This is a genomic window from Streptomyces sp. AC1-42W, assembly GCF_003248355.1.
Taxonomy (GTDB): domain Bacteria; phylum Actinomycetota; class Actinomycetes; order Streptomycetales; family Streptomycetaceae; genus Streptomyces.
In genome coordinates, this window is record NZ_QKWY01000001.1 from 582,049 (window position 1) to 605,598 (window position 23,550).

Sequence of the window (23,550 nt, forward strand, 5' to 3'; positions counted from 1 at the left end):
GGCCCCTGTCACGGGGTTCGCACCGGGCCCGGAATGGATGCCGCGCCCCCCAGGTTCTAGCCTGTTGGGGGCGCGGCATTTTCCGTACACCTGCGCGGATGCCCCCGCGGCGACGGCTCAAGGAACGAGGCACACATGACCGACCCGGTGACGCTGGACCCCCGGCCCGAGATCGGCGAGTTCGACGAGAAGCGTGCCGAGGCCGCAGTCCGAGAGCTGCTGATCGCCGTGGGCGAGGACCCGGACCGCGAGGGCCTGCGCGAAACCCCCGGCCGGGTGGCACGGGCGTACAAGGAGATCCTGGCCGGCTTGCGGCAGGAGCCCGAGGACGTTCTGACGACGACGTTCGACCTGGGGCATGACGAGATGGTCCTGGTGAAGGACATCGAGATAGTCAGTCTCTGCGAGCACCATCTGCTTCCCTTCCACGGGGTGGCGCACGTCGGATACATCCCGGCGGAGAGCGGCAAGATCACCGGTCTGTCGAAGCTGGCCCGACTGGTCGAGGTCTTTGCCCGGCGGCCGCAGGTCCAGGAGCGGCTGACCACACAGGTCGCGGACTCGCTGATGCGCATCCTGGACGCGCGGGGCGCGATCGTGGTCGTCGAAGCCGAGCACATGTGCATGTCGGTCCGGGGCATCCGCAAGTCGGGCGCCAAGACGACGACGTCGGCGGTGCGCGGGCAACTGCGAGACGCGACCACACGGGCCGAGGCGATGAGCCTGATACTGGCTTGACAGCCGGATTGTCGGTGCCGGGACGTAACCTCCCGATTCATGCGAGCGCGTGTGAATCGGGAGGGGCGCTGTGGGGGGATTGCCCAGTCGGCAAACGGTGAACGCGGTGGGAGGGCGGCAGCGAGCCGCAAACGTCCGCGTGGGCTCGGAGCTGTGGACGCTGGACGGAGACCGGACCGCCCGGACAACCGTGGTGGCGGTGAGCGCCGTCAGGAGCCGTGAGGCCGTGGACGTGGTCACCAGCCATGCGACGTTCACCGTGGCTCCGGAGCAGTTGCTGGGGACGCCGGACGGCTGGGTGCATGCTCGCGATGCTGCGGGCACGGTGCTGGCCTGGGCGCAGGCCAGGAAGCTGTGCCGGAAGAGGCTGACGATCCGGCCCGGCTACGAGTTCGGCTATTTCGTGGGTGCGACGTGTGCGGATGGCACCGTGGGCGCCAACTACGTCTCGCTCGTCGTGAACGACAAGGCGTTCGCCACGAAATACGCCCGATGCCTGCGCGGCGCCACGGGGCTGTCCGCCCGTTTGGAGGCCGTGACCAGGCCCTCCGGCTATCTGGGGCGGGACGTACCGGGATTCCGGGTGCGCGTGGTCTCCTCGTACCTGGCCGACGCCATGCGCCAGTACACCGGCGGCGACGCGCACCACATGCGGCAGCGGTTCCCGCGTGTGGTCCTGCGGGACAGGGACGTGTTCGACGGATTTCTCGACGGGTACGCGGACGGGGACGGCTGCCGGAGCAGGACATGGGCCGGCAGAGTGCTGGTCAGCGCGAATGTCGGGTTTCTGGCCGAGCTGGCACAGGTGATCGGGGCGCGGTTCACTCCCCGGCCGCGCGGGATCGCCTCCCATCTGGTCGTCGTCGACAACTGGGCCGCTCGTGGGACGTTCAAGGCAGAGCGGCACCCTGTCCGGCTCAAGGAGTCCGCCTGGGTCGAGGTCACCGCAGTTCGCGAGAGCACGGCGGTGGCCAAGCCGTTCACCTTCTACACCTGCCGGCTTGACCCGTACCCGACGTTCCTCGTCAACGGGCACCTGGCCCGGCAGCCCTGGTAGGGCCAGGTCAGCCGGTCTCAGGCAGCCGCCGCGTTCGGTCTGTCGTCGTCGTGGTCGTCGGGGAGCTTGCAGATGTGTTCCAGGAAGAGGGCCGCGGCGATGACGGCGAAGCCGGCCAGGACCGCGAAGCCGGCGTAGATGGCCTGGTCGCGCCGGGGCGGGATGTCCAGGGAGCCGAGCAGGAAGACGGCGGTGCCGCCGTACATGCCGGCGACCAGGGCCACGACGAGGGCGCTCGCCTGGGCGAAGACCAGGGCGCGGGCGGCCATCAGGGGCTCGACGCCCTTGGCGCCGGGGCGGCGCTCGCGCTGGGCGCGGAGCCGGGCGCGGATGGACAGGGCCGTGGCCAGCAGGACGACCGCGATCACCGCGAGCACGATGGGCGCGGCCAGCGGGACGCTGGGCAGGGTGCCGAAGGAGTCCCAGAGGCGGGCGCCGCCCCAGGAGAGGACCCCGGCGGCGGCGAAGAGGCCGGCCAGGACTCCGAGCCGTAGTTGCTTCACCGGGTGAGCCGCCCTTCGCCGCCTGTGGTCCGTCGTGCTGTGGTCCGTCGTGCTGTGTGCTGAGAGCCTAACGACTACTCGGGCAGCCGCAGTTCCAGGTCGGTCCGGGGAAGCACCCCGTCGCGCCCCACACCGCTCAGCAGCTCGGCGACCGGTCCGGCGCCGGGGAGCTGGGCCTCGGGGTCCACGTCGTGCCACGGGGCGAGGACGAAGGCGCGTTCACGGGCGCGCGGGTGGGGGAGGGTGAGCACGGGGTCGTCCGAGACGACGTCGGCGTAGGAGACGATGTCCACGTCGATCGTGCGGGGCCCCCAGCGCTCCTCGCGGACCCGCTCGAAGGCTTCCTCGACGGCCTGGCCGCGCTCCAGGAGGGAGGCCGGCGGCAGTGTCGTCTTCACGACGATCACCGCGTTGAAGTACGACGGCTGGGAGCCGGGCGCGACGCCCCACGGCTCCGTCTCGTACACCGGGGAGACCGCCTTGACCCGGAGGCCGGGTGTGTCCTCCAGCGCGTCGATGGCGCCCTGGAGGTTCTCCAGGCGGTTGCCCAGATTGGCGCCGAGCGAGAGCACGGCGAGTTTGGGGTTGGAGAGGGTGCTGTCCGCCGCGTCCACCTGCTCGACCACGGAGGCGGGCACCGGCTGTACGGTCGGGTCGCTCTGCCCTTCGGTGGAAAATGCAGTCATGCTCGGCTCCGGGTGATGGTGATGGTGACGTCGTCGAACGGGACGGTGATGGGCGCGTCCGGCTTGTGCACCACGACCTCCACCTCCTCGACGCCGTCGTGCTTGAGGCACTGCTGGGCGATGCGCTCCGCGAGCGTCTCGATCAGATCGACCGGCTCGCCCCGGACCACCGCGACGACCTCCTCCGCGACCACGCCGTAGTGCACGGTCTTCGTCAGGTCGTCGGCGGCCGCCGCGGGGCGGGTGTCGAGGCAGAGCACCAGGTCGACGATGAACGTCTGGCCCTCCTCCCGCTCACGGGGGAAGACGCCGTGGTGCCCGCGGGCCTTGAGGCCGCGCAGCGCGACACGATCCACGCGAATCACTCCTGCTGTCGTTGGTCGTAGGGCACGGGGCCGTGTGCGGTCGGCCGGGTACCCGATTTCGAATCTACCCGCGCGCACCGACACCCTTTTCCCGCGGGGGAGGGCGTTCGGGCACGGAACAGATAGCCGCTGATACCCCGATGCGGCCGGTTCCAATCCGGTCGGACCCGCATTCGAGCCCCCTTTGTGCCCCGCCGGGGGCACCGGCCGGCTCAGGAAGGGGGCGCTTCGTCCTCTTCCTCGCCGGTTTCGGCCAGTACGGGCGAACCGTGGTGCGACCAGAGCTTCCAGCCGTCCGAAGTGCGCCGGAACACATTCGTCGCGACGACGAGTTGGCCGACGAGCGGCCCGAGCGAGGCGCCCTCCTCGGCGGGGCCGCCGCTGAGGATGTTCTCCGTACAGGTCACCAGGGCGGTGTCGCCGGTCATGGAGACGCCGACGTCCGTCAGGAAGAACTGGATGTACTCGGTGTTCGCCATGATCAGCGCGTAGCTGCGCAGCACCTCGCGCCGCCCGCTGAGCACCGGCCAGCCGGGGTGGACGCAGGAGACCGTCAGGTCCTCGCCCGGCAGCCAGGCGGCCGTCAGGGCGTCGAGGTCGCCGCGCTCCAGCGCCTCGTAGTACGCCGTGTTGGCCCGCTCGACGGCCGCGATGTCGGCGGCGGCCTCCGCGTGGTCGTCCCGCGGCGCGGTCACGCGGCTCCCTCGACGGCGCGGGCGACCCGCACGGCGTCGGCGGTGGCCCGGACCTCGTGCACGCGTACCGCCCAGGCACCGGCCCGCGCGGCGAGGGCGGAGACGGCGGCGGTGGCCGCGTCGCGCTCGCGGGCGGGCGGCGGGGCGGCACCCTCCTCCCCGGCCAGCACCCGGCCCAGGAACCGCTTGCGGGAGGCGGCCACCAGCAGCGGCCGGCCCAGCTCGCGCAGCGCGTCCAGCCGGGCGAGGAGCGCCAGGTCGTGCGGGGCGTCCTTGGCGAAGCCGAGTCCGGGGTCGATCACCAGGCGCTCCGGGGCGACGCCGCCCGCGACCACCGCGTCCATCCGGGCGCGCAGCTCGGCGACGACCTCGGCGACCACGTCCCCGTACACCGCGCGGCTGTTCATCGACTCGCTGAAGCCGCGCCAGTGCATCACGACGAACGGCGCCCCGGCGGCGGCGACCACGGGCACCATGTCCGGGTCGGCCTGGCCGCCGCTGACGTCGTTGACGAGGACCGCGCCGGCCGCGAGCGCCTGCTCGGCGACGCGGGCGCGCATGGTGTCCACGGAGACCGTGACGCCCTCGGCGACCAGGCCGCGGACGACCGGGATCACCCGGCGCAGCTCCTCGGACTCGTCCACGCGGGTGGCGCCGGGGCGGGTCGATTCACCGCCGACGTCGACGAGGTCGGCGCCCTCGCCGACCAGGTCGAGGCCGTGCTTGACGGCCGTCGTGGTGTCGAACCAGCGGCCTCCGTCGGAGAAGGAGTCGGGGGTCACGTTGACGACCCCCATGACCGCGCAGCGGTCCCACTCCGGCAGCCCCTGGACCGTTCCACGCAACGTACTCATATGACCAGCGTAGGCCCGTACGGGGGACAGCTACGCCGTGCGGGCGCCCTGGCCGCCCGCCGGAGGGGGGACGTGGGCGCACGGGCGGCGGGGCGCGACGGGGAGGCGGCGGGCCGGCGGGCGGGGGAGCGCGAGGTTCACGAAGCCCTCGGCCCGCATCGCGGCGAAGGAGATGCGGGGCAGGTCGCGGGCGGCGCGGTACACCACGAAACGGGGCTCCCAGCGTGGCCGGAACTTCGCGTTGAACTTGTACAGCGACTCGATCTGGAACCAGCGCGAGAGGAAGATCAGCAGCCCGCGCCAGACCCGCAGGACCGGCCCCGCGCCCAGCTTCTCGCCGCGCGCCAGGGCCGAGCGGAACATCGCGAAGTTCAGCGAGACGCGCTCGACGCCGAGCCGGGGCGCGGCCTGGAGCGCGGCGACGATCAGCAGCTCGTTCATGCCCGGGTCGGCGGCCCGGTCGCGGCGCATCAGGTCGAGGGACATGCCGTCGGTGCCCCACGGCACGAAGTGGAGGACGGCCTTCAGGTCGCCGTACGGGGAGTCGGCGCTGTCCTCGTCGGTCTTGTGGGCGGTGGCGAGGAAGCAGTCCCGGTCGGCGGTGTCACCGATCCGGCCGAGCGCCATGGAGAAGCCGCGTTCGGTGTCGGTGCCGCGCCAGTCGGCGGCGGCGCGGCGGATGCGGGCGAGTTCGGCGTCGCCGATGTCGGCCACGCGCCGGACGCGGGTCTCGTAGCCGCCCCGCTCAATGCGCTTCACCATCTGGCGTACGTTGCGCATCGCGCGTCCGGCGAGGGAGAAATCCGCGACGTCCACCACCGCCTCGTCGCCCAGCTCCAGGGCGGTGAGCCCGGTCTCGCGGGTCCAGACCTCGCCGCCGGTCTCGCCGCAGCCCATGACGGCGGGGGTCCAGGAGTGGGCCCGTGCCTCGTCCATGAAGCGTTCGATGGCGCCGGGCCACGCCTCCACGTCCCCGATGGGGTCGCCGCCGGCCAGCATCACGCCGGAGACGACGCGGTAGCAGACGGCGGCCTTGCCGCTGGGGGAGAAGACGACGGCCTTGTCGCGGCGGAGCGCGAAGTGGCCGAGCGAGTCCCGCCCGCCGTGCCGCTCCAGGAGGCCGCGCAGCCGGGTCTCGTCGTCCTCGGTGAGCCGGGCGGCCGGGTGCTCGGGGCGCAGGGCCAGGTAGATGGTGGTGACGGCGGTGAGCAGGCCGAGGGCGCCGAGCGAGTAGGCGACGGTCCAGGAGGTGTCCCCGGCGTAGTCGACGGGCCCCTCGAAGCCGAACAGGCCGTACAGCACGTGCTGGAGCCGGTCGGCGATGCTGGGGCTGCCGACCAGGCGGTTGGGGTGGGCGCTGACGACGACCAGGCCGAGGCCGAGCGATCCGGCGCCGAGCAGCACGAAGTTGGCCAGCGCCCGCCATCGGCTGCGCGGGTCGGGCAGGGCGGCGAACTCGCTCCGGTGGCGCAGCAGCGGGTAGCAGAGCGCCAGTGAGAGGACGGTGCCGATGACCGAGTGCCGGTAGGCGAACTGGGCGAGTGCCCCGGCGGGGAGGAGGACGACGGCGGCCCGCCAGGCGCGCCGCTTGCGCCGCTTGAGGCCGTGGGCCAGCAGGAGCAGCAGGACGCCGGTGCTCAGCGAGAGCGCGGCGGCGAAGGGGCCGAGGGCGCCGGGGAGCACTTCGGCCAGACTGTGCATGCGGCTGTGCCGGAAGCGCGGGAAGACCCCGGCGGCGACGTCGATCAGTCCGACGACGGTGCAGGCCGTGCCGACGAGCGCCGGTACGGCCTCCGGCCGTGGAGCGCGCACGAACGTACGTGCGCGAACCGGAACCGATCCTGATTTATCCCCATCTGGCGTGACAGACATCGCTTCCCGTGGCTCCGCGAGAGGTTCCTGCGTCCGGCGGCCAAAGCGCTGCGGACGGTGTGCGCCCTCTAGGACGAGGCTTCCGGGGCGCGGGTTCACCCGCTTCCCGGAAATTTCCTGACAGAAAGTTCATCGGTCATGGGCCTTACCGGCAAGCCAGTGCTGGTCCTCGCGATCGCGCCGGCCGTCGTACTGTTCACCGCCACCGTCCGGTGCCGGCCGCGGCTCGCCCGCCGCGGCGCGCGCGCCGTGCTGGGGCGGGTGGGCATGCTGCCGGCGACCCAGGTGGCATTGTTCGCCACGGTGGGGCTGCCGGCCAACAACAGCTTCCTCTTCTACGGCTCCTGGGCGGACCTGCTGGGCCGCAAGCAGGAGATGGGGGTGGTCACCGATCACGCGGCCGGGACGCTCGCCGCGAAGAACATCGTCCGGGTGGACTCGCGGCGGCCCGACGTGCCGGGCGGGGCGATGCCCACGAGGGGCGGCCGGATCGACAAGGTGGTGATCTCCGGCCGGCGGACCGGCATCGAGACCCCGGCGTACGTGTATCTGCCACCGGAGTACTTCCAGTCGGCGTACGCGCACCGCAAGTTCCCGGCGGTCGTGGTGCTCACCGGCTATCCGGGCACCGCGGAGAACCTCATCGAGGGCCTGCGCTATCCGCGTACCGCGTTCGACCGGGTGAAGGCGGGCCGGGCGCAGCCGATGATCCTGGTGATGCTGCGTCCGACCGTGGCGCCGCCCCGTGACACGGAGTGCGTGGACATACCGGGCGGGCCGCAGACGGAGACGTTCTTCGCCGACGACGTGCCGCACGCGGTCTCCGCCGGTTACCGGGTCGGCGGCCACCCCCGCAACTGGGGCATCATCGGCAACTCGGCCGGCGGGTACTGCGCCCTGAAGATCGGGCTGCACCACCCGGACAGGTACGCGGCGAGCGCGGGCCTGTCCGCGTACTACAAGGCGGCCGAGGACCCGACGACGGGCGACCTCTTCCACGGCGACGAGTCCGCGCGGCGCCGCGCGGACCTGATGTGGACGCTGGACAACCGGCCGCAGCCGGCCGGTTCGTTCCTGGTGACCACGTCACGCCAGGGCGAGTCGAACTACGCGTCGACCAGGAAGTTCATCGCCAAGGTGAAGCGGCCGGCCCAGGTCTCGTCCATCGTGCTGAAGAGCGGCGGACACAACTTCAACACCTGGCGCCGGGAGATCCCGGCCGCGCTGGAGTGGCTGAGCAGCCGGCTGAGCGAGAGCTGAGGACGGCCGGGGGCGGGGGCTGGGGGCGGTGCCCAGGGCCGGGGGCTGTGGAGGCTGAGGGCTGGGGCGTCGCGCCTACCCGGCCGGGGCCTCCGCCACACCGGTGGCGCTCTCGACCGACACCTGCGCGCGCGGTACGGAGCGCCCGTCCGCGCCGACCGAGCGGCGCAGCGCCTCGTGCAGTCGGGCCGGGGTGAGCACGCCGAGGAAGCGGCCGCCGTCCGTCCCGTCGGTGACGGCGATCCAGCCGGCGTCGTGCTGGAGCATGGTGGCGAAGGCCGGTTTGAGCGGGGTGCCGAGGGGAAGCGACGCCTCCATTCGGCGGACCCGGTCGCGGACGGTGCCCTTGGCGCCGGGACTCGCGTCGTCGGCGGTCAGCCAGCCGTACGGGCGCCCGTCGCCGTCCAGGACGACGGCCCAGCGGGCGGCGTCCTCGCGCAGGCGCGCGGCCGCGCCGGACAGCGGGTCGTCGAGCCGGACGACGGGCGGATGGTCGAGGTCGCTCTCCTCGACGGGGGTGACGGCGAGCCGCTTGAGCCCCCGGTCGGCGCCCACGAAGTCGGCGACATAGGCGTTGGCGGGGGCGCCGAGCACCGTGCCGGGGGTGTCGAACTGCTCGACGGAGCCCTGCCCGTAGACGGCGATGCGGTCGCCGAGGCGCACCGCTTCCTCGATGTCGTGGGTGACGAACAGGATGGTTTTGCGGACCTGTTCCTGGAGTTTCAGGAATTCGTTCTGGAGGTGTTCGCGCACGACCGGGTCCACCGCGCCGAAAGGCTCGTCCATCAGCAGGACCGGCGGATCGGCGGCCAGCGCCCGTGCCACCCCGACGCGTTGGCGCTGCCCGCCGGAGAGCTGTTCCGGATATCGGCCGCCGTGAACGGAAGGGTCGAGTCCGACCAGTGCGAGGAGTTCGGCGGCGCGTGCGCGGGCCCTTGCGCGTTTCCAGCCCAGGAGATGGGGAACGGTGGCGGTGTTCTCCAGGACCGTCCTGTGCGGGAAGAGGCCCACTTGCTGGATCACATAGCCGATACGGCGGCGCAACCGGACCGGATCGATGGTGGATATGTCGTCCCCGTCGAGGAATATCCGCCCCTCGGTCGGTTCGGTCAGCCGGTTCACCATCTTCATGGTGGTCGTCTTGCCGCAGCCCGACGGTCCGACGAGCGTGACCAGTTCACCCTCGGCGACCTCGAAGGAAAGGCCGTCGACGGCGGTGGTGCCGTCCGCATACCGCTTGGTGACCTGCTCGAAACGGATCATGGTTCCCCATTGTCGCGGGTGTTCTGTGAAGGACATGTTGCTGGAATACAACGGCTCCGGCGATTGTCAGTGGTCGAGGATAGGCTCGCCGGACATAGGCACGAGAAGGCGAACAGGGGGTGGGGGGACGGATGGCCGGACAGAACTGCCTGGTGACGAACGACTGGATCTGCGGCGAGTATCTCCGTACCCGCAGCCAGGAGTTGACGGACGCCACCCTCCAGCACATCTGGATCACCGCCGTATCCGTCGCGATCGGAGTGGCCGTCGCCTTTCCGCTCGCGCTCCTCGCCCGCCGGGGCCGGGGATTCGCCGCACCGGTCCTCGGACTGACGACGGTGCTCTACACCGTGCCGTCCCTCGCGATGTTCTCGCTCCTGCTGCCCCTGTTCGGGCTCTCCGCCGCGCTGGTGGTCACCGGGCTCGTGCTGTATTCGCTGACCATCCTCGTACGCAACATCCTGGCCGGTCTCGAAGCGGTGCCCGAGGAGGCGAAGGAGGCCGCGCACGGCATGGGGTACGGGCCGCTGCGCCTGCTGTGGGAGGTGGAACTGCCCCTCGCGCTCCCCGCGCTGATGGCCGGCATACGCATCGCCACGGTCTCCACGATCGCGCTCACCACGGTCGGCTCGATCGTCGGCCGGGGCGGCCTCGGCAACCTCATCGAGGACGCGCTGCCGAGCTTCTTCAAGGCCCAGGTGCTGGCCGCCTCGGTGCTCTGCGTACTGCTCGCGATCGTCGCCGATCTGCTGCTGCTCGGCGTGCAGCGGCTGCTGACCCCCTGGACCCGCGTCCGCGCCCCGCACGGCGGCACGGACGCGCCCGGCCCGGCGAAGGCGGTCTGACATGGAAGTCCTCGGGGACGCCTGGACCTGGCTCACCACCGGAGCCAACTGGTCCGGCGAGAGCGGAATCGCCCACCGGCTGAGCGAGCACCTGTACGTCAGCGGCGTGGCGCTCGCCCTGTCCTGCGCCGTCGCCCTGCCCGTCGCGCTGTATCTGGGCCACATCCGCCGGGGCGGCGCGCTCGCGGTCAACCTCGCCAACATCGGCCGCGCGGTCCCGGTCTTCGCGGTGCTGGCCCTCTTCATGGTCTCGCCCCTGCGCAACGCGGGCTACATACCCACGATCACCGCGCTGGTGCTGTTCGCCGTGCCGCCGTTGCTGACCAACGCCTACGTCGGGATGACCGAGGTGGACCGGGCGGTGACGGAGGCCGCGCGCGGGATGGGCATGTCGGGCGGTCAGCTCTTCCTCCGCGTCGAGCTGCCGCTGGCGTACCCGCTGATCATGACCGGGCTGCGGTCCGCCGCCGTCCAGGTCGTGGCCACGGCGACCATCGCCGCCATGGTCGGCCAGGGCGGCCTCGGCCGCATCATCACCGCCGGTTTCAACACGTACGACACCGCGCAGGTGGTGGCGGGGGCGCTGCTGGTGGCCGCGCTCGCCCTGCTGGTGGAAGCGGTCCTGGTGGCCCTGGACCGCCTGCTGTCCCCGCTGCGCCGCCGCCCCGCGTGACGGCGCCGGGCCCGCGCCGCCGCGCCCCGCAACGCATGCCGCACATCCATCACTTGTCGCATACGGCGCGCCGCCGCCGTGGACGGAGAAGAAACATGACCAGGACCTCACGCACGGCCGGTGCCGTCATCGGCATCCTCGCGCTCGCGGGCTCGCTCGCCGCGTGCGGCGGGGACAGCCTGGAACAGGACAAGGGCGCCCCGGCCGCCGGCGACTCCGGCAAGAAGGGCTCGCTGGTCGTCGGCGCCGCCGCCTTCACCGAGTCCAAGGTGCTCGCCGAGCTGTACGCGCAGATCCTCGCCGACGTCGGATACAGCACCTCCGTCACCACGGTGAAGAACCGCGAACTCTACGAACCCTCCCTGGAGAAGGGCGAGATCGACGTCGTACCGGAATACGCGGCCACCATCGCGGAATTCCTCAACGCCAAGGTGAACGGCGCCGAGGACGCCGCGGCGAAGCCCGTCGCCTCGGGCGACGCCGGAGCCACCGTCGCCGCCCTCAAGAAGCTCGCCGAACCGCGCGGACTGAAGGTGCTCCCGGCGGGGAAGGCCGTCGACCAGAACGCGTTCGCGGTGACCAGGGAATTCGCCGACAAGCACAAGCTGAAGACCCTTTCGGATCTCGGCGCCGCGAAGATCGGCGTCCGCATCGCCGCCGGGGACGAGTGCGAGATACGGCCGTTCTGCGCACCCGGCCTGGAGAAGACGTACGGCATCGACGTCACCGGAATCGACCCCAAGGGCGTCGGCACCCCGCAGGCCAAGCAGGCCGTCAAGGACGGCAAGGACCAACTGGTTCTCACCACCACCACCGACGCGGTGCTGGACACCTACGACCTGGTGTTCCTGGAGGACGACAAGAAGCTCCAGAACGCGGACAACGTCCTTCCGGTTCTCAACGCCGCGGACGCCGGAGCCCCGGAGATCGCCGACGCGCTGGGCCGGCTCACCGGCGCTCTCACCACCGAGGACCTCGCACAACTCAACCGCAAGGTCGACGCGGAACGCGTCAAGCCGGCGGACGCCGCCCGCGAATACCTTCAGTCGAAAGGGCTGATCGAGAAGTAGCGAACACGCACCGGTGAACGGGCCCCGGAACGGGCCGGAACACCCGCAAGGGGGAGCCGCCGGGTAACTTACCGGGCACGGATTGACGGGCGGCTCCCCAAGTACGCCGCGCACACGGTAAATTTCGGGCCATGCCACGTGGACGCCACCGCCATTCGCCCCCACTGCACAGAATCCTTCCGCCTTCGGCAGTCGCCGGAGCGGCGGTGCTCTGTGCCGCGGGCGCCTGGCTGCCGACCGAACCCATGGTCCTGCGGGCCCTGGTCGCCGTCGCGGCGGCCGCCGCCGTCACCGGCGCGGTCCTGATGCGCGGCTGGGACCGCGAGGCGGGCCGCCGGGTCGCCGAGCTGACGCGCGCCCGCGCGAGCGACGAGTGGCGTGCCGAGGAACGCGCGGCGGAGCTGGAGTCCGACCTGGAGGAGGCGCGCGAGATCCGCGCCCGCCTGGAGACCAAGCTGCGCCGCAAGCGGGTGGAGCTGGCCGGGCTGCGCAGCGAACACGCCGCGCTCCTGCGGCGGTACGCCAACGCCGAGACCGAGCGCGCCGGCGTCCTGGAGAGCCGCAGGCAGCTCGCCATCGAGGCGTCCGCGCCCGCCCGCGAACTGCCCCCCGCCCGCTCCACGCCCACCCCGGAGGCGTTCGCCCGCGCCGCCCGCGCGCTGGCCGACCTCCCGCGCAACGCCGCCCTCCAGCAGGCCAGGCGCGCCGCCGACGAGGCCCGCCGCGTCGCCGGGGAGGCCCGGAACCGGCAGGCCGAGGAGCGTTCCCGCCCGGTCCCGGCCACGCGACCGGTGCCGGCCGCCAGCGCCGTCGTCCCGTACGCCGGCCCCCGCCGCGGTGCGGTCCCGCAGGGCGGCTTCGACTTCTTCGGTACGCAGAAGGAGGCGCCGCCCACCGTCGAACCCGCCGCCGAGCGCGCCGCGATCGAGTCCGTGCAGGACGAGGACCTGGCCGACGTGGTCGGCGAGGAGGCGCTGGCCGCGCACCGCTCGGACACGGCCCGGGAGCGCGCCGTCGGCAAGGTCATCGACCTCACCGCGCACGACGAGACGGAACAGCTGGACGTCGCGGAGCTGCGCAGCGCGATCTCCTGACGCGGCGTCGACGGAGTCGGCGGAGTTACTTGTCGATGTCGCCGACGACGAAGAACAGCGAGCCCAGGATCGCCACCATGTCGGCGACCAGCGTCCCCGGCAGCAGCTCGGTGAGCGCCTGGATGTTGTTGAACGACGCGGACCGCAGCTTGAGCCGATACGGCGTCTTCTCGCCCTTGGACACCAGGTAGTAGCCGTTGACCCCGAGCGGGTTCTCCGTCCAGGCGTACGTGTGGCCCTCCGGCGCCTTGAGGACCTTCGGCAGCCGCTGGTTGACGGGTCCCGGCGCGAGCCCGGCCAGCCGGTCCAGGCAGCCGTCCGCGAGGTCCAGGGCGTTGTGCGTCTGCTCCAGCAGGCACTCGAACCGGGCCAGGCAGTCGCCCTCGGTCCGGGTGACGACCTTCAGGGTGTCCCGCAGCTCCCCGTACGCCAGATACGGCTCGTCGCGCCGCAGGTCGAAGTCGACGCCCGAGGCGCGGGCGATCGGCCCCGACACCCCGTACGCGTGCACCGCTTCGGCCGACAGCACGCCGACGCCCCGGGTGCGGCCCCGGAAGATCTCGTTGCCGAGGACCAGTTCGTCGTACACGTCCATCCGGGAGCGGACCGCGGCGACGGCGTCCCGCGCCCGGCCGAGCCAGCCGGCCGGCAGGTCCTCCTTGAGGCCGCCCACCCGGTTGAACATGTAGTGCATACGGCCGCCGGAGACCTCCTCCATCACGGTCTGCAGCTCCTCGCGCTCCCGGAACGCGTAGAACACCGGGGTGATCCCGCCCAGTTCCAGCGGGTACGAGCCGAGGAACATCAGATGGTTGAGGACCCGGTTCAGCTCGGCGAGCAGGGTGCGGGTCCACACCGCGCGCTCGGGGACCTCCATGCCGAGCATGCGCTCGACGGCCATCACGACGCCCAGTTCGTTGGAGAACGCGGACAGCCAGTCGTGGCGGTTGGCGAGCATGATGATCTGGCGGTAGTCGCGCGCCTCGAACAGCTTCTCCGCGCCCCGGTGCATGTAGCCGACGACCGGTTCGGCGTGCTGGACGCGCTCGCCGTCCAGGACGATGCGGAGGCGGAGCACGCCGTGCGTGGAGGGGTGCTGCGGGCCGATGTTCAGCACCATGTCGGTGCTTTCGGCCGCGCCGCCGATGCCGATGGTCGTCTCCGTCATGGAGGCCAGTATTCCTTGCGCGCCGTCGCCGCGGGGCCCTGCCCCGGACCCCGCTCCTCAATCGCCGCAGGGGCCCGGATTCCGCTTGCGGTGTTCCAGCCAGCCGAAGTCGCCCAGGCCGCCCGCGGCCGTCAGCTCCGCCGCCTCGCCCGCCGAGGCCAGCGCGCGGACGTAGCCGGCGGGGTCCGTCGTGGCCAGGGACAGCGGCGGGCGGGTGCCGGCGACGCCCAGGGCCGCCAGCGCCTCGCGCTGGGTGCGCAGCACGGCGGGCGGACCGGCCGCCGCCGCGCAGGCGTCCAGGGCCACGTGCGCGGTCAGGTCGCAGCTGCCGTCCGGCACCGGACGGACCTCGCGGCCGGCCCGGAATCCGGTGAGCGTCCCGCAGGACGGCCGCCGCCCGCGTACGTGCGCGTAGTCCACCGCCACCGCGAGCCCGGCGGACACCGTGGCGACCGCCGCCGCCCACGCCTCGTCGCGCGGGCGGCCGATCTCCGCCCGGCTGCCCGGACCGGCCGACGGCCACCAGCGCCGCAGCCACGCCGCGTCCGCCCCGGCGACCTGCGCGCCCAGCCGCTCCGCGCCGTCCCGGACGCGCACCTCGACGTACCGCTCGACGCCGTCCGCGTCGGTCTCCGCGACGGGCAGCGGCACATTGTCCAGCCACTCGTTGGCGAACAGCAGCCCGCGCACCCCGTCCGGGGGCTCCGCGCACCACCGCACGCGGGGGTCCAGGCCCTCCGGGCGGTCGGCCAGCTCGACGGCGTACGCCCGTACCGCCAGGTCCGCGCCGCCCTCGGCGGGAAGCGCGGCGAGGACGCCGGCCGTCAGCTCCCCGCGCCCCGCGCCCATGTCCACCAGGTCCACTTCCGGGGTGCCCAGCTCCGCCGCCGTGGCGACCAGCAGCCGGGCGACGGCGGCGGCGAACAGCGGCGAGGCGTGCACCGAGGTACGGAAGTGGCCCGCGGGGCCCTCGGGGCGCCGGTAGAAGCCCTCGTCACCGTAGAGCGCGGCTTCGGCCGCCTCCTGCCACCCGCGCCACTCATCCCTCACGTTTCCCAGTCTCCACCTTGGGGAGTAGGGTCCCGAGACCCGGATCGACCCTTCGGCTGACCCGGCACCCGTTGACCTTCTTTACGCTGGGTTACGTGCAGCGCCTCTACGATTTCATCCGCAGACACCCGACGGGTGTGGACAGCTTCTGGGCTGTCTTCCTCCTCGGGCTCTCCGGCATGACCATCGTGGTGGACGACGCCGGGCGCGGCGGCCCGCTGGAACGGGTCGCGGTCGTGCCGGTGGTCGTCGGGCTCTGCCTCGTCGTCGCGCTGCGCCGGCGGGCGCCGGAGAAGATGCTGCTGCTCGCCATCGCGATGGGTGTGGTGCAGCTGCTCTGCGGGGTCCGGCCGACCGTGGCGAACTTCGCGATGCTGGTGATCACGTTCACGGTCGCCACCGTCGGTGAGCGCTGGGCCTCCCGGCTCTCCCTGGTGTGCAGCCTGAGCGCGGCCACGGTCTCCCAGCTCCGCTGGCCCGACGCGGGCGAGGTGCCGCGCAGCTGGGCGCAGACGGTGTTCGTCGTCGTGGTGATGACGGTGCCGTTCGTGCTGGCCTGGGTGCTCGGCGACTCGATGCGGACGCGGCGCGCCTACTTCGACCAGCTGGAGGAGCGGGCGGCCCGGCTGGAGCGGGAGCGGGAGGCGCAGTCGAAGGTCGCGGTGGCCGCCGAGCGGGCCCGGATCGCCCGCGAACTGCACGACGTCGTCGCGCACAACGTGTCGGTGATGGTGGTGCAGGCCGACGGCGCCGCCTATGTGCTGGACGCGGCGCCCGACCAGGCCCGGCAGGCCCTGGAGACCATCTCGGGCACCGGCCGGCAGGCCCTCGCGGAGATGCGCCGGCTGCTCGGCGTGCTGCGTACGGGCGACGCCCAGGAGAGCGGGGAGTACGTCCCGCAGCCCGACGTCGAGCAGATCGAGGAGCTGATCGACCAGGTGCGCAAGGCCGGCCTGGAGGTGGACTTCAAGGTCGAGGGCACCGCCCGCCCGCTGCCCAGCGGCGTCGAGCTGACCGCGTACCGCATCGTGCAGGAGGCCCTGACCAACACCCGCAAGCACGGCGGCCCGCACGCCGGGGCCAGCGTCCGGCTGGTCTACTTCGACGACGGGCTCGGCCTGCTGGTCGAGGACGACGGCCGGGGCGCCGCGCACGAGCTGTACGAGGACGGCGGCGCGGACGGCGCGGGGCACGGCATGATCGGCATGCGGGAACGGGTCGGCATGGTCGGCGGCACACTGGACGCCGGACCGCGCCCCGGCGGCGGCTTCCGGATCAGTGCCCTGCTGCCGCTCAAGGCCGCCGACCGCTGACACGAACGAGCCGAACCGTACGAGCCGAACCGAACGAGCTGGACGAACGAGGAGAGACAGGACCCGATGGCGATCCGCGTGATGCTCGTCGACGACCAGGTGCTGCTGCGCACCGGCTTCCGGATGGTGCTCGCCGCCCAGCCGGACATGGAGGTGGTCGCCGAGGCCGGTGACGGGGCGGAGGCGATCGAGATCCTGCGCTCCACCGCCGTGGACGTGGTGCTGATGGACGTCCGGATGCCCAGGCTGGACGGCGTCGAGGCCACCCGCCGCATCTGCGCGCAGCCCGATGCGCCGAAGGTACTGATCCTGACGACGTTCGACCTCGACGAGTACGCGTTCTCCGGGCTCAAGGCCGGGGCCAGCGGCTTCATGCTCAAGGACGTGCCGCCGGGCGAACTGCTGGCCGCGATCCGCTCCGTGCACAGCGGGGACGCGGTCGTCGCCCCGTCCACCACCCGCCGGCTCCTCGACCGCTTCTCGCCGATGCTGCCCAGCGGCACGCCGGAACCGCAGCACAAGGACGTCGCCAAGCTCACCGAGCGCGAGCGCGAGGTGATGCTGCTGGTCGCCCAGGGCCTGTCCAACGGCGAGATCGCGGGCCGGCTGGTCCTCTCCGAGGCGACCGTGAAGACGCATGTCGGCCGCATCCTGACCAAGCTGGCGCTGCGCGACCGGGTGCAGGTCGTCGTCCTCGCGTACGAGACGGGGCTGGTCCGCGCGGGCGGCGGCGCGGGCTGAACGGCGCGGGCTGAACGGCGCGGGGGCGCCGCGCTCAGCGCAGGATGCCCTCCAGGAAGTCGCTGCCGAGCCGGGCCACCACGGTCAGGTCCAGCTGGTGCAGCACGTACCGGCCCCGGCGCCGGGTCGTGACGAGCCCCGCCTTCTTGAGCACCGCCAGATGCCGGGAGACCTCCGGCGAGGTGATCCCGTTGGTGTCGGCCAGCTCACCGGTGGTGTACGGGGAACGGGCGATGTTGCGGCACAGCCGCATCCGCATCGGGTGGGCCAGCGCCTCCATCCGCCGTTGCAGCAGCTCCACCGAGGCGGGCGCGGGCAGCTCGGGCCGGTGCACCGGGTAGTGGATCACCGGCCGCCAGCCGGGGGCGTGCAGCACCATCAGGTGCGGCCGGCCGAAGGCGGTGGGGATCAGCGTGAGTCCTGGACCGACCGCCGGGTCCGTGGCATCGGTCTCCCCCTCGGTCAGCTTGTCGACGTCGATCGTGCCGCCGTCCGCGCCCAGCGACAGCGCGGGGGAGACCGCCCGGATCGCCTCGGCCAGCCCCTTGTGCCGCAGCAGATCCGTCTTGTGCCGCGCGTCGGCCACCAGCTGGACGCGCACCCGCTCCCAGGTGTCCGCGAAGAACGCCCGGTCGCAGTCCTCGAAGAGGCGGCGCAGCCAGCGGCGCACCGGCGCCGGGTCGGCCAGCAGCCGCTGGGTGAACTCCACCTGGCGCGGCCCGCGCGCCGCCGCCATGTCCAGGGCGCGGGCGCGCGTCCCGGCGTCCCGCAGCGGGGAGGCCGCGCGGGTCCCGTAGAAGGCGGCGCAGGTGAACTCCAGGGCGGCGGAGACGAACCGGTCGTCGTCCAGCCGGTCCAGGATGTCCAGGTCGGCGGCGAGGTCGGCGCCCGTCGCGCCGTCGCCGCCGGTGAGGCCGGCGAACGGCATGAAGATGTCCGAGAAGGTGTTCCGCCACAGGAACTCCACCTCGTGCAGCCGGTCCGCGAGGTCGGGCTCCAGGGCCGTGGCGGTGGCCGTCGCCCAGCCGTGCAGCTCCGGATGGTGGCCCGGCTCGGAGAGCGCGTGCAGCGCCACCCCCAGCTCGACCAGCGGGGAGGTCCGGAAGACGATGCGCTCGGGGGCGAGCCCCGCGATGTGGATGGTGACGCTCACGCGTCCATGGTGCCCGGCGGGTCCGACAACCCGGTCGCCGATTGACGGCCGCCGTCAATCCACGACCGGGGCCGCGGTTCCTCAGCCCTTCGCGGGCAGCCGGTCCAGGAACGCGGCCACCGCGTCCCGCACGTCCCGGGCGGTCCACTCCAGACCGGCCTCCGTCACCGTCACCTCGGTGACCGCCGTGCCCGGCGCGCCGGTGTCCGGCGTGAACCAGCGGCGGAAGAGGACCGTGCCGGTCTCCTCGGCCTGCCGCAGCGCCGCATCGGTCAGCACGTCGGCGTCGTACGGCAGCCACACCTGGAACTGGTGGGTGTGGGGCCGCTGCGGATGCACCCGGAACCAGCCCGTGCCGGCCGCCTCGAACCCCTCGGCCAGCGCCCCGGCGACCGTCCCGGCGTGCGCCACGTACGCGGGCAGCCGGGGCAGCTCCCGGTCCAGCCCGGCCAGCGCCGCGACCGCCGCCGGGAACTGCTGGTAGAGCATGCCCCCGTACCGGTGGCGCCAGAGGCGGGCCTCCTCGACCAGCGAGGCGGAACCGGCGAGCGCGGCCCCGGAGATCCCGCCCAGGGACTTGTAGAACGACACGTACACGCTGTCCGCGAGCGCGGCGATCTCCGGCAGCGTCCGCCCGAAGTGCGTGGCGCACTCCCACAGCCGGGCCCCGTCGAAGTGGACCACCGCGTCCCGGTCGCGGGCGGCGGCCACCACGGCCTCCAGCTCCTCCCAGGAGGGCAGCACGAATCCGGCGTCCCGCAGCGGCAGCTCCAGCATCAGGGTGCCGAACGGCTCCGGGAAGTCCCGGACCTCGTCGGCCGCGGGCAGCCTCGGCGCGGTCGTCGGGTGGACGGTGCGCAACCCGCTCACCGCGCCCAGCGCGCCGTTCTCGTGCACCTCCGGGTGGGCGAGCGGATGCAGGGCGACGACGGGGTTGCCCGTGCGGCCGGCCCAGCAGCGGAGCGCGACCTGCTGCGCCATCGTCCCGGTCGGGAAGAACACGGCGGCCTCCGTGCCCAGCAGACCGGCGACCCGGCGCTCCAGCTCGCCGACGACCCCGTCCCCGTAGATGTCCGCCGGAAGACCCAGGTCGGTGACCGTGCCGGCCTGCGCCGCGAGGGCGGCCAGCTGCTCGCCGAGCGTGCGGTCCTGGGGGAGCCGGCCCAGGGCCCGGCCGGCGCCCCGCCAGGCGGCGAGCCTGCGCAGCCGCGCGGTCTCCTCGGTGTCCGCCGCGTCCGCCCCGCCGTCCGCGGCCACGTCCGTCCCCTGCGCGCTCATGTCTGCCATGGGACGATCATCGCGCGGAACGCCGGAGCCGCCCACCCGGTTTCCGCCCGGCCGGAGCGGCTGTCCACAGCCTGTGGACAGCCGGGATGCGGGGCCGGGGGCTGGCGTAGCATGCAGAGGAATCGTCCGGTACCCCCCGCGGACTGGAACGGAAGGCCCGCAGTGTGAACGCAACAGCTCCCCAGGGGCCCCTCGACGCGAGGGACCGCCCCGCCCGGCTCACCGTCGGCGTGGTGGGGGCGGGCCGCGTCGGCCCCGCCCTGGCCGCGTCCCTGGCCCTCGCCGGGCACCGTCCGGTCGCCGTCTCGGGCGTCTCCGACGCCTCGGTGCGGCGCGCCGCCGACCTGCTCCCCGACGTCCCGCTCGTCCCGCCCGCCGAGGTTCTCGCGCGCGCCGAGCTGGTCCTGCTCACCGTCCCCGACGACGCCCTGCCCGGACTCGTCGAGGGCCTGGCCGAGACCGGCGCCGTCCGCCCCGGACAGCTCCTCGTCCACACCTCGGGGCGGTACGGGACGAAGGTCCTGGACCCCGCCCGGCGGGCCGGCGCCCTGCCGCTCGCCCTGCACCCGGCGATGACGTTCACCGGCACCTCCGTGGACGTGCAGCGGCTGGCCGGCTGCTCCTTCGGGGTCACCGCCCCGGACGAGCTGCGGCTCGCCGCCGAGGCGCTGGTCATCGAGATGGGCGGCGAGCCCGAATGGGTCGCCGAGGAGGCCCGCCCGCTCTACCACGCGGCCCTCGCCCTCGGCGCGAACCACCTGGTCACGCTGGTCGCCCAGTCGATGGAGCTGCTGCGCACCGCCGGGGTCACCGCCCCCGACCGGATGCTGGGCCCGCTCCTCGGCGCCGCCCTGGACAACGCCCTGCGCTCCGGCGACGCGGCGCTCACCGGCCCGGTCGCGCGCGGCGACGCCGGCACGGTCGCCGCCCACATCGGCGAGCTGCGCGCCCACGCCCCGCAGACGGTCGCCGGCTACATCGCGATGGCCCGCGCCACCGCCGACCGCGCCCTCGCCCACGGCCTGCTCAAGCCGGAACTGGCCGAGGACCTGCTGGTCGCCCTCGCCGACGGGGCGGCACCGGGCAACGGCCCTCACGGCAACGGACCGGAGGAGTCCCGATGACCGCCACCCCCTTCGCCCCGGCCCTCTTCCACACGGCCGCCGAACTTCACGCGTACGCCACCGAGGGGCGGCGGGCCGTCGTCATGACGATGGGCGCCCTGCACGAGGGCCACGCCTCCCTGATCCGCGCCGCCCGCGCCCACGCGGGCCCCGCCGGGCAGGTCATCGTCACCGTCTTCGTCAACCCGCTCCAGTTCGGCGAGGCCGCCGACCTCGACCGCTACCCGCGCACGCTCGAAGCCGACCTCGCGGTGGCCGGCGCGGCCGGCGCCGACGCGGTCTTCGCCCCCTCCGTGGACGAGGTCTACCCCGGCGGCGAACCGCAGGTCCGGATCGCGGCCGGCCCGATGGGCGAGCGCCTGGAGGGGGCCGCGCGCCCCGGCCACTTCGACGGCATGCTCACCGTCGTCGCCAAGCTGCTCCACCTCACCCGCCCCGACATCGCGTTCTACGGGCAGAAGGACGCCCAGCAGCTCGCCCTGATCCGGCGCATGGCGCGGGACCTGAACTTCCCGGTGGAGATCGTCGGCGTGGAGACGGTCCGGGAGCCGGACGGCCTCGCGCTCTCCAGCCGCAACCGCTTCCTCGACGCGCACGAGCGCCGCACCGCGCTCGCCCTGTCCCGCGCCCTGTTCGCGGCCCGGGACCGCCTCGCCGCGCAGTCGGCGCTGCACGCCCGCGCCCGGGCGGCCGGTGCGAACCCGGACCGGGCCGCCGGGCTCGACCGGCTCGGCGAACCGCGCCTCGCGGCCGACGCCCAGGCCGTGGCCCGCGCCCGGCCGGACACCGGACCGGCCGCCGTGCGCGCCGCCGCCCGCACGGTCCTGGAGGAGGCGGGGGCCGCGAGCCCGCCGCTCGCCCTGGACTACGTGGCCCTGGTGGACCCGGCCGACTTCACCGAGATCCCCGACGACCGGACATCCGGCGAGGCGATCCTGGCCGTCGCGGGCCGGGTCGGCGCCACCCGGCTGATCGACAACATCCCCCTCACCTTCGGAGCGACATCGTGACCGGAATACGGCTGACCGCCCCCGCACCCGGCTGGTCCATCGACGCCGATGTCGTGGTCGTCGGCTCCGGCGTCGCCGGGCTCACCACCGCGCTGCGGTGCGCGGCGGCGGGCCTCGCCACGGTGGTGGTGACCAAGGCCCGGCTGGACGCCGGCTCCACCCGCTGGGCACAGGGCGGCATCGCCGCGGCCCTCGGCGAGGGCGACACCCCCGAACAGCACCTGGACGACACCCTGGTCGCCGGCGCCGGACTCTGCGACGAGGCCGCCGTGCGGACCCTGGTCACCGAGGGCCCCGGCGCGGTCCGCCGCCTCATGGAGACCGGCGCCCGCTTCGACACCGCCGAGGACGGCTCCGTACAGCTGACCCGCGAGGGCGGCCACCACCGCCGCCGCATCGTCCACGCCGGCGGCGACGCGACCGGCGCCGAGGTCTCCCGCGCCCTGGTCGAGGCGGTCCGCGCGGCCGCCCTGCACACCGTCGAGAACGCCCTGGTCCTCGACCTGCTCACCGACGCCGACGGCCGTACCGCCGGGGTCACCCTGCACGTCATGGGCGAGGGCCAGCACGACGGCGTCGGCGCGGTCCGCGCCCCGGCCGTGGTCCTGGCCACCGGCGGCATGGGTCAGGTCTTCTCCGCCACCACCAACCCCTCCGTCTCCACCGGGGACGGCGTGGCGCTGGCGCTGCGAGCCGGCGCGGAGGTCTCGGACCTGGAGTTCGTCCAGTTCCACCCGACCGTCCTCTTCCTCGGCGCCGGCTCCGAGGGCCAGCAGCCGCTGGTCTCCGAAGCGGTCCGGGGCGAGGGCGCCCACCTCGTGGACGCCTCCGGTACGCGCTTCATGCTCGGGCAGCACGAACTGGCCGAGCTGGCCCCGCGCGACATCGTCGCCAAGGGCATCACCCGCCGGATGCTGGAGACCGGCGCCGAGCACATGTACCTGGACGCCCGGCACTTCGGCGCCGAGATGTGGGAGCACCGCTTCCCGACCATCCTGGCCGCCTGCCGGGCCCACGGCATCGACCCCGTCACCGAACCGGTCCCGGTCGCCCCCGCCGCGCACTACGCCTCCGGCGGCGTCCGCACCGACCTGCGCGGCCGTACGACCGTGCCCGGCCTCTACGCGTGCGGCGAGACCGCGTGCACCGGAGTGCAGGGCGCCAACCGGCTCGCGTCCAACTCGCTGCTCGAAGGACTCGTCTTCGCCGAGCGCATCGCGGCCGACGTCGTCGCCTCCCGGCCGCGCGCCGGTGAGCCCGTCGAGGAGACCAGGACGCCCGCCCCGCTGCTGGCCCCCGAGACCCGCGCCGCGATCCAGCGCGCCATGTCGCGGGGCGCCGGAGTGCTGCGCTCCGGCGAGAGCCTGGCCGCCGCCGCCGAGAAGCTGGAGGAGCTGCACCAAGGCGCCCGCCCGGCCGGGGCCGGTGAGGCCAAGCCCGCCGTGCCCGGCGTCGAGGCCTGGGAGGCCACCAACCTGCTGCTGGTCTCCCGCGTCCTGGTCGCCGCCGCCCGGCTGCGCGAGGAGACCCGGGGCTGCCACTGGCGCGAGGACCGGCCCGAGCGCGACGACGCGAACTGGCGCTGCCACCTCGTCGTACGGCTCGACCCCGAGGGCGGCCTCGTGATCGACCGCACGGACACCGAGGCGTTCGGGCCCGTGGACGCCTCCGGGACGGCGGACCGCGCCGCGACCAGCACCACCCACCCCACACCCGAGGAGCCGTAACC

General features: G+C 73.5%; 23 protein-coding genes. 12 read left to right on the plus strand and 11 right to left on the minus strand.

The window, feature by feature from the left end:
* The first annotated feature begins 135 nt into the window (after positions 1-135).
* Positions 136-738, plus strand: coding sequence for a GTP cyclohydrolase I FolE (gene folE, locus DNK56_RS02650; protein WP_111330094.1), 603 nt, complete (start codon positions 136-138; stop codon positions 736-738).
* 199 nt (positions 739-937) lie between these two features.
* Positions 938-1,795: a hypothetical protein gene (locus tag DNK56_RS02655; protein ID WP_241989731.1), complete on the plus strand. Its 858-nt coding sequence runs from the start codon at positions 938-940 to the stop codon at positions 1,793-1,795.
* 17 nt (positions 1,796-1,812) lie between these two features.
* On the opposite strand, the gene DNK56_RS02660 is transcribed toward DNK56_RS02655, so the two are convergent.
* The 6 genes from DNK56_RS02660 to DNK56_RS02685 all read right to left on the minus strand — a co-directional run bounded on the left by DNK56_RS02660 (position 1,813) and on the right by DNK56_RS02685 (position 6,770).
* A complete protein-coding gene (locus DNK56_RS02660; protein ID WP_111330096.1) occupies positions 1,813-2,298 on the minus strand; it encodes a DUF3180 domain-containing protein in 486 nt (161 codons plus the stop codon).
* 74 nt (positions 2,299-2,372) lie between these two features.
* Positions 2,373-2,984 carry a 2-amino-4-hydroxy-6-hydroxymethyldihydropteridine diphosphokinase gene (gene folK / locus DNK56_RS02665; protein ID WP_111330097.1) on the minus strand — a complete coding sequence of 204 codons (612 nt, stop codon included), beginning with the start codon at positions 2,982-2,984 and terminating at the stop codon, positions 2,373-2,375.
* Entirely contained in the window at positions 2,981-3,340 is a 360-nt protein-coding gene (gene folB, locus DNK56_RS02670) for a dihydroneopterin aldolase (RefSeq protein WP_111330098.1), read from the minus strand. Before folB ends, folK begins: the two co-directional genes overlap by 4 nt.
* A 221-nt stretch (positions 3,341-3,561) precedes the next feature.
* Positions 3,562-4,044, minus strand: a complete 483-nt coding sequence (locus tag DNK56_RS02675; RefSeq protein ID WP_111330099.1) for a nuclear transport factor 2 family protein — start codon at positions 4,042-4,044, stop codon at positions 3,562-3,564.
* Positions 4,041-4,898, minus strand: a complete 858-nt coding sequence (gene folP / locus DNK56_RS02680; protein WP_111330100.1) for a dihydropteroate synthase — start codon at positions 4,896-4,898, stop codon at positions 4,041-4,043. The genes DNK56_RS02675 and folP overlap by 4 nt, the downstream gene beginning before the upstream one ends.
* Positions 4,899-4,928: 30 nt before the next feature.
* A complete protein-coding gene (locus DNK56_RS02685) occupies positions 4,929-6,770 on the minus strand; it encodes a phosphatidylglycerol lysyltransferase domain-containing protein (protein ID WP_199563904.1) in 1,842 nt (613 codons plus the stop codon).
* A 138-nt stretch (positions 6,771-6,908) separates the two neighbouring features.
* On the opposite strand from DNK56_RS02685, the gene DNK56_RS02690 reads away from it, so the two are divergent.
* Positions 6,909-8,030, plus strand: coding sequence for an alpha/beta hydrolase (locus DNK56_RS02690; RefSeq protein ID WP_111330102.1), 1,122 nt, complete (start codon positions 6,909-6,911; stop codon positions 8,028-8,030).
* A 75-nt stretch (positions 8,031-8,105) separates the two neighbouring features.
* On the opposite strand, the gene DNK56_RS02695 is transcribed toward DNK56_RS02690, so the two are convergent.
* Entirely contained in the window at positions 8,106-9,293 is a 1,188-nt protein-coding gene (locus DNK56_RS02695) for an ABC transporter ATP-binding protein (RefSeq protein WP_111330103.1), read from the minus strand.
* 131 nt (positions 9,294-9,424) lie between these two features.
* Here DNK56_RS02695 and DNK56_RS02700 point away from each other — a divergent pair, with 131 nt between their 5' ends.
* The 4 genes from DNK56_RS02700 (at position 9,425) to DNK56_RS02715 (ending at position 12,975) form a co-directional block, all read left to right on the plus strand.
* On the plus strand, positions 9,425-10,138 hold the full coding sequence (locus DNK56_RS02700) for an ABC transporter permease (protein ID WP_111330104.1): 714 nt from the start codon (positions 9,425-9,427) through the stop codon (positions 10,136-10,138).
* Position 10,139: 1 nt separating this feature from the next.
* On the plus strand, positions 10,140-10,811 hold the full coding sequence (locus DNK56_RS02705; RefSeq protein WP_111330105.1) for an ABC transporter permease: 672 nt from the start codon (positions 10,140-10,142) through the stop codon (positions 10,809-10,811).
* Positions 10,812-10,906: 95 nt separating this feature from the next.
* Entirely contained in the window at positions 10,907-11,881 is a 975-nt protein-coding gene (locus DNK56_RS02710) for an ABC transporter substrate-binding protein (protein WP_111330106.1), read from the plus strand.
* A gap of 131 nt (positions 11,882-12,012) precedes the next feature.
* The gene (locus DNK56_RS02715; protein WP_199563903.1) at positions 12,013-12,975 is read left to right on the plus strand and encodes a hypothetical protein; all 963 of its coding nucleotides are present in this window, start codon (positions 12,013-12,015) and stop codon (positions 12,973-12,975) included.
* A gap of 25 nt (positions 12,976-13,000) precedes the next feature.
* On the opposite strand, the gene DNK56_RS02720 is transcribed toward DNK56_RS02715, so the two are convergent.
* Both DNK56_RS02720 and DNK56_RS02725 read right to left on the minus strand, forming a co-directional pair.
* The gene (locus DNK56_RS02720; protein ID WP_111330107.1) at positions 13,001-14,143 is read right to left on the minus strand and encodes an NADH-quinone oxidoreductase subunit D; all 1,143 of its coding nucleotides are present in this window, start codon (positions 14,141-14,143) and stop codon (positions 13,001-13,003) included.
* A gap of 57 nt (positions 14,144-14,200) precedes the next feature.
* A complete protein-coding gene (locus DNK56_RS02725; protein ID WP_111330108.1) occupies positions 14,201-15,193 on the minus strand; it encodes an SAM-dependent methyltransferase in 993 nt (330 codons plus the stop codon).
* Between the two features lie 95 nt (positions 15,194-15,288).
* Between DNK56_RS02725 and DNK56_RS02730 the strand changes: the two genes are divergently transcribed.
* Complete coding sequence (locus DNK56_RS02730; RefSeq protein WP_111335384.1) at positions 15,289-16,506, plus strand: sensor histidine kinase; 1,218 nt, start codon at positions 15,289-15,291, stop codon at positions 16,504-16,506.
* Between the two features lie 66 nt (positions 16,507-16,572).
* Positions 16,573-17,247: a response regulator gene (locus DNK56_RS02735; RefSeq protein WP_111330109.1), complete on the plus strand. Its 675-nt coding sequence runs from the start codon at positions 16,573-16,575 to the stop codon at positions 17,245-17,247.
* Between the two features lie 34 nt (positions 17,248-17,281).
* Here the strand turns inward: DNK56_RS02735 and DNK56_RS02740 are convergent, their stop codons facing one another.
* Both DNK56_RS02740 and DNK56_RS02745 read right to left on the minus strand, forming a co-directional pair.
* Positions 17,282-18,400: a DUF5937 family protein gene (locus tag DNK56_RS02740; RefSeq protein WP_111330110.1), complete on the minus strand. Its 1,119-nt coding sequence runs from the start codon at positions 18,398-18,400 to the stop codon at positions 17,282-17,284.
* 81 nt (positions 18,401-18,481) lie between these two features.
* Positions 18,482-19,687: a threonine aldolase family protein gene (locus DNK56_RS02745; protein WP_111330111.1), complete on the minus strand. Its 1,206-nt coding sequence runs from the start codon at positions 19,685-19,687 to the stop codon at positions 18,482-18,484.
* Positions 19,688-19,851: 164 nt separating this feature from the next.
* On the opposite strand from DNK56_RS02745, the gene DNK56_RS02750 reads away from it, so the two are divergent.
* Genes DNK56_RS02750 through DNK56_RS02760 form a run of 3 tightly spaced genes read left to right on the plus strand, consistent with a single transcriptional unit; the run spans position 19,852 to position 23,548 of the window.
* Positions 19,852-20,811, plus strand: a complete 960-nt coding sequence (locus DNK56_RS02750; RefSeq protein WP_111330112.1) for a Rossmann-like and DUF2520 domain-containing protein — start codon at positions 19,852-19,854, stop codon at positions 20,809-20,811.
* On the plus strand, positions 20,808-21,821 hold the full coding sequence (gene panC / locus DNK56_RS02755) for a pantoate--beta-alanine ligase (RefSeq protein WP_111330113.1): 1,014 nt from the start codon (positions 20,808-20,810) through the stop codon (positions 21,819-21,821). Before DNK56_RS02750 ends, panC begins: the two co-directional genes overlap by 4 nt.
* Positions 21,818-23,548: an L-aspartate oxidase gene (locus DNK56_RS02760; RefSeq protein WP_111330114.1), complete on the plus strand. Its 1,731-nt coding sequence runs from the start codon at positions 21,818-21,820 to the stop codon at positions 23,546-23,548. The genes panC and DNK56_RS02760 overlap by 4 nt, the downstream gene beginning before the upstream one ends.
* Positions 23,549-23,550 lie beyond the last annotated feature (2 nt).